The 11873-nt window shown below is 67.5% G+C and carries 13 protein-coding genes, 1 rRNA gene and 1 pseudogene; 9 read left to right on the plus strand and 6 right to left on the minus strand.

The genetic code is table 11. The features are described 5' to 3' along the window. A pseudogene (gene fusA, locus AC30PD_RS08220) lies at nucleotides 1–818 on the plus strand (elongation factor G); the annotation flags it as partial. 20 nt (nucleotides 819–838) lie between these two features. Here the strand turns inward: fusA and AC30PD_RS08225 are convergent. The 3 genes from AC30PD_RS08225 to AC30PD_RS08235 all read right to left on the minus strand — a co-directional run bounded on the left by AC30PD_RS08225 (nucleotide 839) and on the right by AC30PD_RS08235 (nucleotide 3581). Continuing rightward, the gene (locus tag AC30PD_RS08225) at nucleotides 839–1234 is read right to left on the minus strand and encodes a hypothetical protein (protein WP_489535165.1); all 396 of its coding nucleotides are present in this window, start codon (nucleotides 1232–1234) and stop codon (nucleotides 839–841) included. A gap of 171 nt (nucleotides 1235–1405) precedes the next feature. Further along, nucleotides 1406–2608 carry a formate-dependent phosphoribosylglycinamide formyltransferase gene (purT, locus tag AC30PD_RS08230; protein ID WP_489535166.1) on the minus strand — a complete coding sequence of 401 codons (1203 nt, stop codon included), beginning with the start codon at nucleotides 2606–2608 and terminating at the stop codon, nucleotides 1406–1408. Between the two features lie 67 nt (nucleotides 2609–2675). Next, entirely contained in the window at nucleotides 2676–3581 is a 906-nt protein-coding gene (locus tag AC30PD_RS08235; RefSeq protein ID WP_489535167.1) for a DUF2785 domain-containing protein, read from the minus strand. Nucleotides 3582–3691: 110 nt separating this feature from the next. Here AC30PD_RS08235 and AC30PD_RS08240 point away from each other — a divergent pair, with 110 nt between their 5' ends. The 3 genes from AC30PD_RS08240 to AC30PD_RS08250 all read left to right on the plus strand — a co-directional run bounded on the left by AC30PD_RS08240 (nucleotide 3692) and on the right by AC30PD_RS08250 (nucleotide 5138). After that, the gene (locus tag AC30PD_RS08240) at nucleotides 3692–4261 is read left to right on the plus strand and encodes a hypothetical protein (RefSeq protein WP_489535168.1); all 570 of its coding nucleotides are present in this window, start codon (nucleotides 3692–3694) and stop codon (nucleotides 4259–4261) included. 410 nt (nucleotides 4262–4671) lie between these two features. Then, nucleotides 4672–4830 (plus strand): hypothetical protein, encoded by a 159-nt coding sequence (locus AC30PD_RS08245; RefSeq protein ID WP_489535169.1) that lies wholly within the window; start codon nucleotides 4672–4674, stop codon nucleotides 4828–4830. Nucleotides 4831–4874: 44 nt separating this feature from the next. Beyond that, nucleotides 4875–5138, plus strand: coding sequence for a hypothetical protein (locus AC30PD_RS08250; protein WP_489535170.1), 264 nt, complete (start codon nucleotides 4875–4877; stop codon nucleotides 5136–5138). 58 nt (nucleotides 5139–5196) lie between these two features. Here AC30PD_RS08250 and AC30PD_RS08255 read toward each other — a convergent pair whose 3' ends face one another. Then, nucleotides 5197–6051, minus strand: coding sequence for an aldo/keto reductase (locus tag AC30PD_RS08255; protein WP_489535171.1), 855 nt, complete (start codon nucleotides 6049–6051; stop codon nucleotides 5197–5199). A gap of 58 nt (nucleotides 6052–6109) precedes the next feature. Between AC30PD_RS08255 and AC30PD_RS08260 the strand changes: the two genes are divergently transcribed. The 4 genes from AC30PD_RS08260 (at nucleotide 6110) to AC30PD_RS08275 (ending at nucleotide 9983) form a co-directional block, all read left to right on the plus strand. Then, nucleotides 6110–7207: a DUF2855 family protein gene (locus tag AC30PD_RS08260; protein WP_489535172.1), complete on the plus strand. Its 1098-nt coding sequence runs from the start codon at nucleotides 6110–6112 to the stop codon at nucleotides 7205–7207. 71 nt (nucleotides 7208–7278) lie between these two features. Further along, nucleotides 7279–8124 (plus strand): HDOD domain-containing protein, encoded by an 846-nt coding sequence (locus AC30PD_RS08265; RefSeq protein ID WP_489535173.1) that lies wholly within the window; start codon nucleotides 7279–7281, stop codon nucleotides 8122–8124. A gap of 183 nt (nucleotides 8125–8307) precedes the next feature. Then, nucleotides 8308–8997: an aquaporin Z gene (gene aqpZ, locus AC30PD_RS08270; RefSeq protein WP_489535174.1), complete on the plus strand. Its 690-nt coding sequence runs from the start codon at nucleotides 8308–8310 to the stop codon at nucleotides 8995–8997. Between the two features lie 152 nt (nucleotides 8998–9149). Further along, nucleotides 9150–9983 carry a hypothetical protein gene (locus AC30PD_RS08275; RefSeq protein WP_489535175.1) on the plus strand — a complete coding sequence of 278 codons (834 nt, stop codon included), beginning with the start codon at nucleotides 9150–9152 and terminating at the stop codon, nucleotides 9981–9983. On the opposite strand, the gene AC30PD_RS08280 is transcribed toward AC30PD_RS08275, so the two are convergent. Then, nucleotides 9887–10834, minus strand: a complete 948-nt coding sequence (locus tag AC30PD_RS08280) for an esterase/lipase family protein (RefSeq protein ID WP_489535176.1) — start codon at nucleotides 10832–10834, stop codon at nucleotides 9887–9889. The genes AC30PD_RS08275 and AC30PD_RS08280 overlap by 97 nt on opposite strands. 60 nt (nucleotides 10835–10894) lie before the next feature. Here AC30PD_RS08280 and AC30PD_RS08285 point away from each other — a divergent pair, with 60 nt between their 5' ends. Next, complete coding sequence (locus tag AC30PD_RS08285) at nucleotides 10895–11629, plus strand: DUF8198 family protein (protein WP_489535177.1); 735 nt, start codon at nucleotides 10895–10897, stop codon at nucleotides 11627–11629. Nucleotides 11630–11787: 158 nt separating this feature from the next. Here the strand turns inward: AC30PD_RS08285 and rrf are convergent. Further along, nucleotides 11788–11873: ribosomal RNA gene (gene rrf / locus AC30PD_RS08290) — 5S ribosomal RNA — on the minus strand; the annotation flags it as partial.

Below are 11873 nucleotides of genomic sequence, written 5' to 3' on the forward strand. Positions count from 1 at the left end.
ACCTGCAGAAGCTCATCGACGAAGACCCATGCCTGAAGGTCGAGCACGTGATCGCGACCAACGAGACCGTGGTCTACGGCTTGGGCGAACTCCACCTGCGCACGCTGCTCGAGCGCATGGCCGAGGTCTACAAGTGCGAGGTCAACACCCGCCCGCCGCGCATCGCCTACCGCGAGACGATCACCGCCAAGGCCGAAGGCCACCACCGGCACAAGAAGCAGAGCGGCGGTGCCGGCCAGTTCGGCGAGGTGTTCCTGCGCATCGAGCCGCTGGCGCGCGGTGCGGGCTTCGAGTTCGTCGACCAGGTCAAGGGCGGCACCATTCCCGGCCAGTACATCCCGGCGGTCGAAAAAGGCGTTCGCCAGGTGCTCGACAGCGGGGTGATCGCGGGCTACGCGGTGAAAGACGTGCGCGTGATCGTCTACGACGGCAAGTTCCACACGGTCGACTCGAAAGACATCGCTTTCGCGACCGCCGGCCGCAAGGCCTTCATCGACGCCGTGAAGAAGGCCAACCCGATCGTGCTGGAGCCGATCGTCAAGGTCGAGATCACCGCGCCCGAGCACAGCATGGGCGACATCACCGGCGACCTGTCGGCCAAGCGTGGGCAGGTGAACGGCACGCACACGCTCACCGGCGGCGCCATCACGGTGAGCGGGCAGGTGCCCTTGTCAGAGCTGAATGGCTACCAGGCACGCCTGAACGGCATGACCGGCGGCGAAGGCCGCTACGTGCTGGAGCTGAGCCACTTCGAGGCGGTGCCGCCTTCGGTGCAGGCCACGCTCGTCGGCCAGTACAAGGCGCGCGACGACGACTGAAGCGCCGCCGACGCCGCGGCTCAGAGCCCGTCGCGCATCGGCCGTGTGGCGGCAAAACCGTCGGTCAGTTCCGCCGGCCCGGTGGCAGCGCCGCCCCGGCGCAAGCGATCGAGTTCTGCATAAGCCGCGAGCAGGCGCTCTTCGGCACGCGCCGCCGCAGCGCGCGGTTCGGCAGCCGCCGCGTCGAGCTGGCGCTTGAAGCCGGCACGCGTCTGCTCGAGCTCGGTCTGGGCCCGCGACTGCGCGCCGCGCAGGCCCTCGACCACCGCGCTGTGCTGCTGGCGAAGCGACTCGGCAGCGCGCTTGATCTGATCCTTCAAGCGCCGCTTGGCGAGTACCGTGGCGCCCCAGAAGCCGGCGCCCGCGCCGACCAGCAAGGCCACCACCAGGGCCATCAACCAGGTGTCTGTTGTCATGTTTGTTTTCTCCTCATCCCGCCCGCACGCGGCCTGATCAGCCACGAGACAAGCGTAACCCCATGTCGGCAGATGAACGCCCGCCGCGAGGGCTAGCGCCTGCAATCGCTGCGGCTGTCGTGCAAACCACACATTCGGGTTGCCCCGCTGCCGCGGCGGGCGAAGCGGGCCTCAGCCGGCGCGGGGTTTGACGCAGGCGGCCGATTCCTTGGCCCGGGCGCGGGCGAGCTGCACGTCGGCATCGAAGGCCAGCGCCACGCCCATGCGCCGCTTCATGAAACTCTCGGGCTTGCCGAACAGGCGCAGGTCGGTGTTGGGCACACGCAGCGCAGCGTCGACGTCGTCGAACACCAGGCCTTTGGCATCGACGCCCCCGTAGATCACAGCGCTCGCGCCGGGGCTCTTCAGTGCGGTGTTCACCGGCAGGCCGAGGATCGCGCGGGCGTGCAATTCGAACTCGTTCTGCCACTGCGTGATCAGCGTCACCATGCCGGTGTCGTGCGGGCGCGGCGAGACTTCGCTGAACCAGACCTCGTCGCCCTTGACGAACAGCTCCACACCGAACAGGCCCTGGCCACCCAGGTTGTCGGTGACGGCTTTGGCGATTTCGCGCGAGCGTTGCAAGGCCCTGGCCTGCATCGGGTGCGGCTGCCAGCTTTCGACGTAGTCGCCCTGCACCTGCACGTGGCCGATCGGCTCGCAGAAGTGGGTCTCGACCTGGCCGTCGGCACCGAGTGCGCGCACCGTGAGCTGGGTGATCTCGTAGTCGAAGTCGATGAAGCCTTCGACGATCACGCGGCCACGGCTGACCCGCCCGCCGGCCATCGCGTGGTCCCACGCCTTCTTCACGTCGGCAGGGCCGTCGATCTTGCTCTGGCCCTTGCCCGAGCTGCTCATCACCGGCTTGACGATGCAGGGGTAGCCGATCTTCGAGTCGATGGCCGCCTGCAGTTCTTCGAGCGAATCGGCGAAGACGTAAGGGCTGGTCGGCAACGCCAGCGTTTCGGCGGCGAGCCGGCGGATGCCTTCGCGGTCCATCGTCAGGCGCGCAGCGCGGGCGGTGGGGATCACGCGCACGACGCCGGCGGCTTCGAGTTCTTCGAGCATGCCGGTGGCGATGGCTTCGATCTCGGGCACCACCAGCATCGGCCGCTCGGCCTCGATCAGCGCCTTGAGCTGCTGCGGGTCGCTCATCGTGATCGTGCGGGCGTGGTGCGCCACCTGCTGGCCCGGCGCGTGCTCGTAGCGGTCGACGGCGATGGTCTCGACGCCGAGGCGCTGCAAGGCGATCAGCACCTCTTTGCCGAGCTCGCCGCTGCCGAGCAGCATCACGCGGGTGGCCTGGGGTGAGTGCGGGGTTCCGAGCGTCGTCATCAGCAATGTCCTGGGGAGGTTGGCGAAAGCGTGGCGCGATTTTCCACCCGGAAGACCGCCCCACCGATCAGGGCAGCAGCTTCAACGCGGCGACCAGCCCCGGCAACAGGCGCTGCTGCAGCGCCTCGTTGCCACCCTCGCGCACCATCACGTAGAGCACCTGCACGAAGGCCTGCGTGTTGTGCTTGCGGGCCAGGCCGGCCTGGGTCTTGAACGCTTCGCCCCAGTTCGGCAGCGGTGCGGGCGCGGCGAGCGTGGCCAGCCACGCGCTCCACCAGGCGCTGTCTTGCAGGCCGCGCTGCGCCGCGTAGTAGACCGGGCGCGCCAGCCGTTCGCTTTCGCCGTAGACGTAAAAGTGCTCGCCGGCCGGGGCCACCTGCGCGCCGACCGCGGCGACGATGGCGTCGAGCGCGTCGCGCCCGTGTGCCGGGTTCAGCGCGAGTTGCAGCAACAGATCGGCGCCATGGGCCACGCCGTGGCGCCAGCCTTGCACCGCGTCGAAGCCGCGGTGGTCGCGGATGCCGGCTTCGTACGCGAGCGCGGCACGCAGCAAGCTGTCGCGCGAGGGCGCGTCCAGAAACGGCTTGAGCCGATCGACGCGCGCGATCTCGGCCAGCACCAGCGCAGCGAAGGGACGGCCGAAGCCATTCGGGTCGTCGGCGCCTAGCCGGGCCTGCATCTGGCTGCGGAGCGAGTCGAGTTGTGTTGCCGGCAACGCGCCGGCACGCATCCAGGCCGAGAGCGCTTCGAAGGCCACGCCGTCGCGCAGTTGCGGGCGCGGGTCGGCCAGGCAGTCGGTGAGTGCGCTGGCCAGTGCGCTGCGCGCGGCCGGGTCGGCGAGCTGGAATTTGTCGGAGCGCAGGCGCTCGAGCGAGGCTTCGTCCCAACCTGCCGGCGGGCAGGCCGCGCGCGCTGCCAGCGCCGCCCCCAGCGTCAACGCGGCCACCAGGTTCACCGCCAGAGTCTTGTTCATGCGCCGCCCCTGTGCACAAAACACCGATTGGACCCGGCTTGCCCCTGCCGGTGCAATCACCACTCGCCCGGGCCGGCCGGCCTGCTCAACGACGCTTTATCATCTGCGACATGAATCCCGGCCCCCGCGATGTCGCGCAGATACGCCACGACAACGCCCTGCTCCTGTTCGACGAGTTCGTGCAGGCCACCGTCAAACACCCCGATGCCGCCACCCTGCGGGGCCTGGAAGGCCGCTTCGCCGAACGGCTGCAGATCCAGCCCAGTTACTGGAGCCAGATCAAGGGCCGCTCGCGCCAGATCGGAGAGCGCCTGGCGCGGCAGTTCGAGCAGCTGTGCCACAAACCCTCGGGCTGGATGGACGAGCCGCAGCGCACGCCGACGCGCAGCGCCACGGCGAGTGCCTTCGCCGCCGCGCCGCCGCCCCGCGAAGACGACGATCGCCTGCGCAACGTGCCGCAGGACGACGACGAACGTTTCATCGTCGGCCTGGTGCTCACCTACTACCGCCGCCACCCGCAGCGCGCCCGCGGCCGGCTGCTCGACCTGCTGGGCGAAGTGCTGACACCGGCGCCCGCCGCGCCGCCCCGGCCCGGCGCGAAACCGGGGTCGGGTGCCGACGACAGCGACCTGTGGCGCCAGACCCAGGCCGCGATCGCACCGCTGAAGAAGAAGCGCTGAGCGGGGCCGGCCGTGGCATCCGGCCAACCCCCTAGAACAAAGTGATCAAACCCCCTTGCGCAAGATAATCGTTCGTTTATCATTTGCGCAAGTCGCAGCTGAAGCGTTCCGCCGCGACGACACCCCGCCCCACCCACTCTCGAAAAGTCTCATGGCCCACCTCTGCGCATCGATCCGAACACCGGCTCCCCGCCTTGCGGCGCGTGCGGTGTTGTCGATGAATCTGCAGTCCAAGGCCATGGGTGCTCTCGCAGCACCGCCGGGTTCGCCGCCACGCTGAACCGTCGCACGCGACGTTTCAGTCGCCGCACGGCCCGGGCTGCATCTGCACCCCGGGCCGTTTGTTTTTTGCCGCAGTTTTTGTCGACCACCTTTTGCCGGTCACTTTTCGCCGACCTCAGGAGAACCTCATGAAGATCACCGTCACCGCCCAAAAGCCGCGCAACCCGATCGTTGCGCATGCCCGGTTCCGCCGCGCCGGCAGCCACCGCCCCGGTGGCAGCGCCTCACGCCAAGAAGCGTCGCGCATGCTGCAACGCGAACTGGAACGACTGAAACGCAGCCCATGAATGCTGCGCGGCCACGCCGCGCAGCCCCGATGAAGGACACCATCATGTCGAGCTTGAAAGACTTGCGCTGGAGCCACGTGGCCCCCCAGCATCCCCACAGCGAAGGGGCCCGCCGCCTCGCGGCCCTGAGCCTGCGCCGCGCCAGCGCGGTGCTGGCCCGCCTCTCGCGGCGACTGGCGCGCCCGGCGGTTGCCGCCACGCCGCTTGAACCGTTGCTGGAGTTCTACGCCGAAGCCGGCGCACCCGAAGGGGCCTTGTACCTCGACGGCAAGCTGGTCGGCTGGGTCTGCGGCGTGACCCGGCTGTGAAGCCTGATCGCGGTGCGCCGGTGAACGAGCCGGCGCACCGCCATCTCTTTTCAGAACATCAGCGCATCGCCAATGCCGACTTGCGCCGCGGTGCAGGAAAGAGGCGGTCGATCTCCGCGATGTCGTCGGGCGTCAACACCCTTTCGCAGGCCGCGAAGTTCTCGCGCAGATGCGCTTCACGCACCGCCTTCGGGATCACCATCACGCCGGGTTCGGCCATCAGCCGCGCGAGCGCGAGTTGCGACGCGGTGGCGCCGAGTCGTTCGCCGAGCCGCGCCAGGCCACGGTCGTGCGACAGCACGCCCTGGTCGACCGGGCTGTAAGCCATCAGCGGCATCGAACGTTCGCGCTGCCAGGGCAGCAGGTCGAACTCGGGGCCACGCTCGGTCAGCGAGTAATACACCTGGTTGCTGGCGCAGCGCTCGCCACCGGGCGTGGCCACGAGCGACTGCATGGCCTCGACATCGAAGTTGCTCACGCCCCAATGCCGGATGCGCCCGCCTGCCTGCAGCGCTTCGAAGCCTTCGACGGTCTCGCTCAGCGCAAAGCTGCCGGGCCAGTGCAGCAGGTACAGGTCGATCTGACCAAGCGCGAGCTGTTTCAGGCTGCGTTCGCAGGCCGCCACGGTGCCGGCGCGGCTCGCGTTGTGCGGGTAGACCTTGCTGACGACGAAGAGCTCTTCGCGCCGCACGGCATGGGCACGCAAGGCGTCACCCAGGGCTTGGCCGAGCAACTGCTCGGCGCGGCCTTCACCGTACATCTCGGCGGTGTCGAAGACGCGGTAGCCGATCTCGACGGCGAGGCGGATCGCCGCCAGCTCGGCGCGCCGGCTGCCGGCCGACTCGCCCATGCGCCAGGTGCCCAGGCCGATCGAAGGCAGTGTTTCCCCTTGGGGCAGGCGGATGGTGTTCATGGGCGCCGGTGCAAACGTGATACTTCATCGTAGGCCAAACCGACCCTGGAGCGAAGTGATGAGCAAGCGTTTTGTCGTCGAGCGAACCAACCTGCACCAGACACGCTGGGTGAACAGCCCACCCGCCACGCTGGCAGAAGGCGAGGTGCGCATGCACGTCGACTCGTTCGCCCTGACCTCGAACAACATCACTTACGCCGCCTTCGGCGACGCGATGAACTACTGGGGCTTCTACCCGACGGGTGAAGCCACGACCGGCTGCATCCCGGTCTGGGGTTTCGCCACCGTGGCCGAATCACGCTGCGCCGGCGTCGAGCCCGGCGAGCGCTACTACGGCTACTGGCCGATCGGCGACGAAGCGGTGTTGCAGCCGGTGCGCCTGAACGAAGGCGGCTTTTCCGATGGTGCGGCGCACCGGCGCGAACTCCACCCGGTCTACAACCAGTACCTGCGCTGCAGCGCCGACCCGGGCTACGTGGCCGGTCGCGAAGCCGAACAGGCGCTGCTGCGCCCGCTCTTCATGACCTCGTTCCTGATCGACGACTTCCTGGCCGACAACCAGTTCTTCGGCGCGCGCAGCGTGGTGCTGTCGAGCGCTTCGAGCAAGACCGCCTACGGCACCGCGTTCTGTCTCGCGCAGCGGCGTGGCACGGCCGATTCGGTGAAGATCGTGGGCCTCACCTCGCCCTCCAACCTCGCGTTCACCCGGTCGCTCGGTTGTTATGACGAGGTGCTGAGCTACGACGCGGTGCAGAGCAGCTTGGCGCAGGTGCCCAGCGTCTACGTCGACTTCAGCGGCAGCGTGGCCGTGCGCGCCAGTGTGCATGCGCACCTCGGCGAGCAGCTCACCTACAGCTGCTCGGTCGGAGGGACCCACTGGGAAGCGCTTGGCAGCGGCAAGGGCCTGCCGGGGCCACGGCCGGTGCTGTTCTTTGCACCCGCACAAGTCAAGAAGCGCGTGGCCGACTGGGGTGGCGCCGGCCTGCAGCAACGCATGGCGGCGGCCTGGGCGGCGTTCATGAAGCCGGTGACCGACCCGCGCCAGCCTTGGCTGGTGGTGGTGCGCGGCCAGGGTGAAGGCGCCATCGAAGCCTGCTACGCCACGCTGCTCGGTGGGCAGGTCAAACCGCAGGAAGGCCACGTCCTGTCGTTGTAGCGGCACGGCCGGCTCAAGCCGGGCCGCTCGGCAGCCGATAAGCAGGAACGATCCCCCGATTCCCCGCCACCATGTCCAGCGCCCCGCCACTGCCGAGCTCCGCCCTGACGCAGCCACTGCGTGACCTGGCGGCATGGACGGCGCACTTCCGCGCGGCCGAGATTCCGGTGCTGGCACACACCTCCGAAGCACTCGAAGCCTTGCGCGCCAACGAGGACGATGTCGACGCCAACGGCATCGGCGAAATGATCTCGGGCGACCCGCTGATGACGCTGAAGGTGCTGGCGTACTCGTCGACACACCGCGGCAGCCGCGTCGTGACCGACACCGAAACCGTGACCGCCGCGCTGGTGATGATGGGCATCTCGCCGTTCTTCGGCAGCTTCGGCGTGCAACCCACGGTGGAAGACCGGCTGCGCGACGAACCCGAGGCGCTGGCCGGGCTGAACCAGACGCTTCAGCGCGCTCACCGCAGTGCCAACTTCGCACTCGGCTTCGCCGTGCACCGCATGGACCACGACTCGGCAGTGATCCACGCCGCCGCGCTGTTGCACGACTTCGCCGAAATGCTGCTGTGGTGCCACGCGCCCAAGCTGGCGTTGAGCATCCAGCGGGCGCAGCGCGCCGACCCGGCGCTGCGCTCCAGCGCGGCCCAGCTCGCCGCGCTCAACATCGACCTGATGGACCTGCAGCAGTCGCTGATGAAAGCCTGGCGGCTGCCCGAGCTGCTGATCCGCATCAGCGACGACCGCCACGCAGAGCACCCCAGCGTGCGCAGCGTGGCGCTCGCCGTGCGGCTGGCGCGGCACACCGCCAACGGCTGGGACAACGCCGCCCTGCCCGACGACTTGAAAGACATCGCCCAGTTGCTCAACCTGTCCCAGGCCGCGACCTTGCAGCTGGTTCGCGAGATCTGACCGAAGCCGGCGCACAGCTCGGCGCCTGTGGCGCCTGCGCCCCAACGTTGTGAACATGTCCACCTCGGCCCTGCGAAGGCGATGACACCTTTGCAGGCCGATGTCACAGTGCGCCGGCCCGAACAGGGCTTCGATCGGGGCGCCCGAGCCCCGGCCAATCAAAACAACTTGAGGGGATCGCGAATGAAGGCATACGCCGCTGAGTGCTTCGGTACGTTCTGGCTCGTTCTGGGAGGGTGCGGAAGCGCGGTGCTCGCTGCCGCGTTTCCGGGGGTGGGCATCGGCTTGACGGGCGTGTCGCTCGCGTTCGGCCTGACCGTCGTGACCATGGCCTACGCCATCGGCCACGTGTCGGGCTGCCACCTGAACCCGGCCGTGTCAATCGGGCTGTGGGCCGGCGGCCGCTTCGAGGCCGGCAAGCTGCTGCCGTACATCGTGGCGCAGGTGTTGGGTGCGGTGATTGCCGGCGGCGTGCTGTACCTGATCGCCAGCGGCAAGGCCGGGTTCGACGTGACAGCCGGCTTCGCGTCGAACGGCTACGGCGAGCACTCGCCGGGCAAGTACTCGATGTTCGCGGCGCTGCTGACCGAAGTGGTGATGACGATGATGTTCCTGATCATCATCATGGGCTCGACCGACAAACGCGCGCCGCAGGGTTTTGCGCCGCTGGCGATCGGCCTCGGGCTGACGCTGATCCACCTGATCAGCATTCCGGTGACCAACACGTCGGTGAACCCGGCCCGCAGCACCGGCGTGGCGGTGTTCGCCGGCGACTGGGCGCTCGCGCAGCTGTGGGCGTTCTGGGTCGCGCCGATCGTGGGCGCCGTGCTGGGAGCGTTGGCTTACCGGGCCCTCGGCGAGTCGGAGCACTGACACAGGGGCCGCGCGGCGACGCCGCGCGGGTTCTCCACCCGACCGCCCAGCGAACCCCCTTCGGGGTGATTGTGCGAGCAGCGCGCGGCGAACAGACTGCGCGGCGTGATATCGACCCCCCATGACCGCGGCGCACTGCCGCAAGCCACCTCATGATCGAGCAGCTCGGCAGGCGCTGCGCGCTGGTGATGCTCGCGTCCATGACACTCGCCGTGGCGATGGGTCTGTTGGCTTGGGGCCCGGTGGAACTCACCGCCAGCGCGCATCTTTATGCCGATGAGCGCACCTGGCTCGGCATGCCAAGTGCAGCCAACGTCTGGGTCAATGCCGCCATGCTCGCGGCCGCGGCCTGGGGGTGGCAGGCGACGCGAGCCAGCCATTGGCCGCCGCAGCTGCGCACACCCTGGCAGCTGTTTCAGGCGTGCGCCGTCGTTTCCGCCGCCGCCGCTGCGCTCTACCATGCTCGCCCACAAGACGCGCTGTACGTGCTCACGCACGTGACGACCGCGAGCGGTTTCGTGATGTTGACGCTCGGGCTGCTGGCGGAGCGTGTGCACTCACGTTTCGGCTCGGCCCGAATTTGTGGGTTGGTGCTGTTCGGCATATCGCTGATCGGGGGCGCCGTGTGGCTGGCCGGATCGCAAGGTGGCCACATCGACATGCGCCCGCTGCTGATGCTGGAGATCATCCCCGTGCTCGTGATTCCAGCTGGCGCGTTGAGCTTGCCAGGGCGATGGACCGACGTGTCCGACTGGGTGGTCGTGCTGACGCTGTATGCATTGGCCAAGCTGTTCGAGACGGGCGATGCGCTCGTGCTGGAAGCCTCCGGCTGGATCAGTGGTCACACCGTCATGCACCTGGCGCTTGCCTCGGCCGTGGCCTGGATGGCTTACTGCGCCGCGCTGGCCCGCGCAGAGCCGGCGTCGGCTGGCGAAAGATCCGGAGAAGCGAGCCATCGCGACACCTCGCTGAACACGCTTGCCTGAAACGCCATGTGAACGTGCGCGGTGGCCGCGATGTGCCGGTTGTCGGCGCCGGGCAGCGTCCCGGTCGACGCCGGAAAGACGATGTTGTCGCAATTGCCATAGAAGCAGGTGAACAGCGAATGCCGCTGGCTGGGGCTTTGCGCTGCCAGCCCGAGCAACCAGGGGCTCTTCAACGCCATCTCGCGGCTGTTCACGGTGCGACCGTAGCGTGCCAACCACGTGCCGCTGTGCGGCGTGGCAACCGTGATGACCCGATGCACCCGATCGTCTGCGTCGAACTTGTCGAGCCAGGCACGAACTGCCAGCCCACCCATGCTGTGCGCGACGACGACCGGCGGCCGGCCCGTGGCGACTTCCACCTGGCTGACCGCCGCGTCGATGGTGTCGGCGTAGCGGCTGATCGAATCGAAGAGTGGCTCGAGATTCACCGCGACGAAGGGAACGCCCGTTGCGCGCATGCGCTTCAGCCAGGGGTTCCAGAATCCGCGGTTGCAGACGAATCCGTGCACGAACACCACTCCGCGCCGGCCGCCTGCGGGCTTGTCGAGGTGGTCTGGCTCGGCAGTTGAGCGAAACGGTTGACGCCAGCAGAACACCTGCGGGGCAGTGAGCACCTCACCCCACCATGCCTTCAGCAAATGAGCCGCTTTGGGCCGCGGGGCCGGGCCGGTTTCCTGAACCCAGGCAAGCAGCAGAAACTCGACGCCGAGAAACATCGCGTAGCCCGCGAGAATCAGAAAAGCTCCGACCCATCCCCATGCCGGGCGGCCGGATTGCAGAAAATACACAGCCCACAACGTTGCGCCACAGATCAGCGCGACGGTGATGAACTGCTGAAGGCGCGCGAGCATGCTGGAATCCTAGCAGCGTCGTTCGCGCGCCGGCAGCGTCTTCGACACGTCAGGTTCACCATGCCCGCAGCCGAGTTCATTCAAGATCGATTGCGCACCGTCGAGGCGGAGCGTGAGAGACGTGCGGACGAAGAGGGGTTGAACGCAAAAGTCTGTGCAATCAAGGAGTATCAGCAGCAACGGTTTCGTCAGACCTACGCCGACCTCTTGGGCAGCGAGCGGCACGGCGCGGCGTGCCGCTTTTTTCTCGAGGAGCTTTACGGGCCGGAAGACTTCAGTCGGCGCGACGCGCAATTTTCGAGAGTCGTCCCGGCACTGGTCAGGCTGTTTCCGAAAGAGATCGTTGACACCGTGGCCTCGCTCGCTGAACTGCATGCCTTGTCCGAACAACTCGACACCGAGATGGGCAGGCAACTCGCTGAGCCAAGCGTCGACGCGGCCAACTACATCAAAGCCTGGCAGGCGACGGGGCAGCCAGCTGGGCGCATCGCGCAGGTTGACCTGACTCTCGACGTTGCTCGGGCCTTGGACGCGCTGACCCGAAAGCCTCTGCTCAGAAACGGGCTGCGATTGATGCGCCCCGCAGCACGCGCGGCAGGGCTGGGCGAACTCCAAGGGTTTCTAGAACAGGGCTTCGACACGTTCAGAGCGATGAACGGTGCCCATGAATTCGTTGAAATCGTCGGACGCCGTGAGCGGGCGCTGGCCGCTGCGCTTTTCGACGCCAGCTTGATACACCGCGCTAGGGAACGCGGGGCCCGTGAAGCGTTCGCGCTGCTTCCGCCCATGTCTTAACTACGTGCAAAACATCAGACGCGGTGAGTCGATATATCGACGTGCGACGGCAATCCAACTCGGAGCGAACTACTGACCTGCTGGAAATCGAATTTCAAAATCGAATTTCAAAAAGCGAAAAGGCCTCCGTCTATCGACGGAGGCCTTTTCTAATAGTAGCCTGACAATGTCCTACTTTCACACGGGAACCCGCACTATCATCGGCGCTGAGGCGTTTCACTGTCCTGTTCGGGATGGGAAGGAG

This window comes from Rhizobacter sp., from assembly GCF_032229685.1.
GTDB lineage: Bacteria > Pseudomonadota > Gammaproteobacteria > Burkholderiales > Burkholderiaceae_C > LMDS01.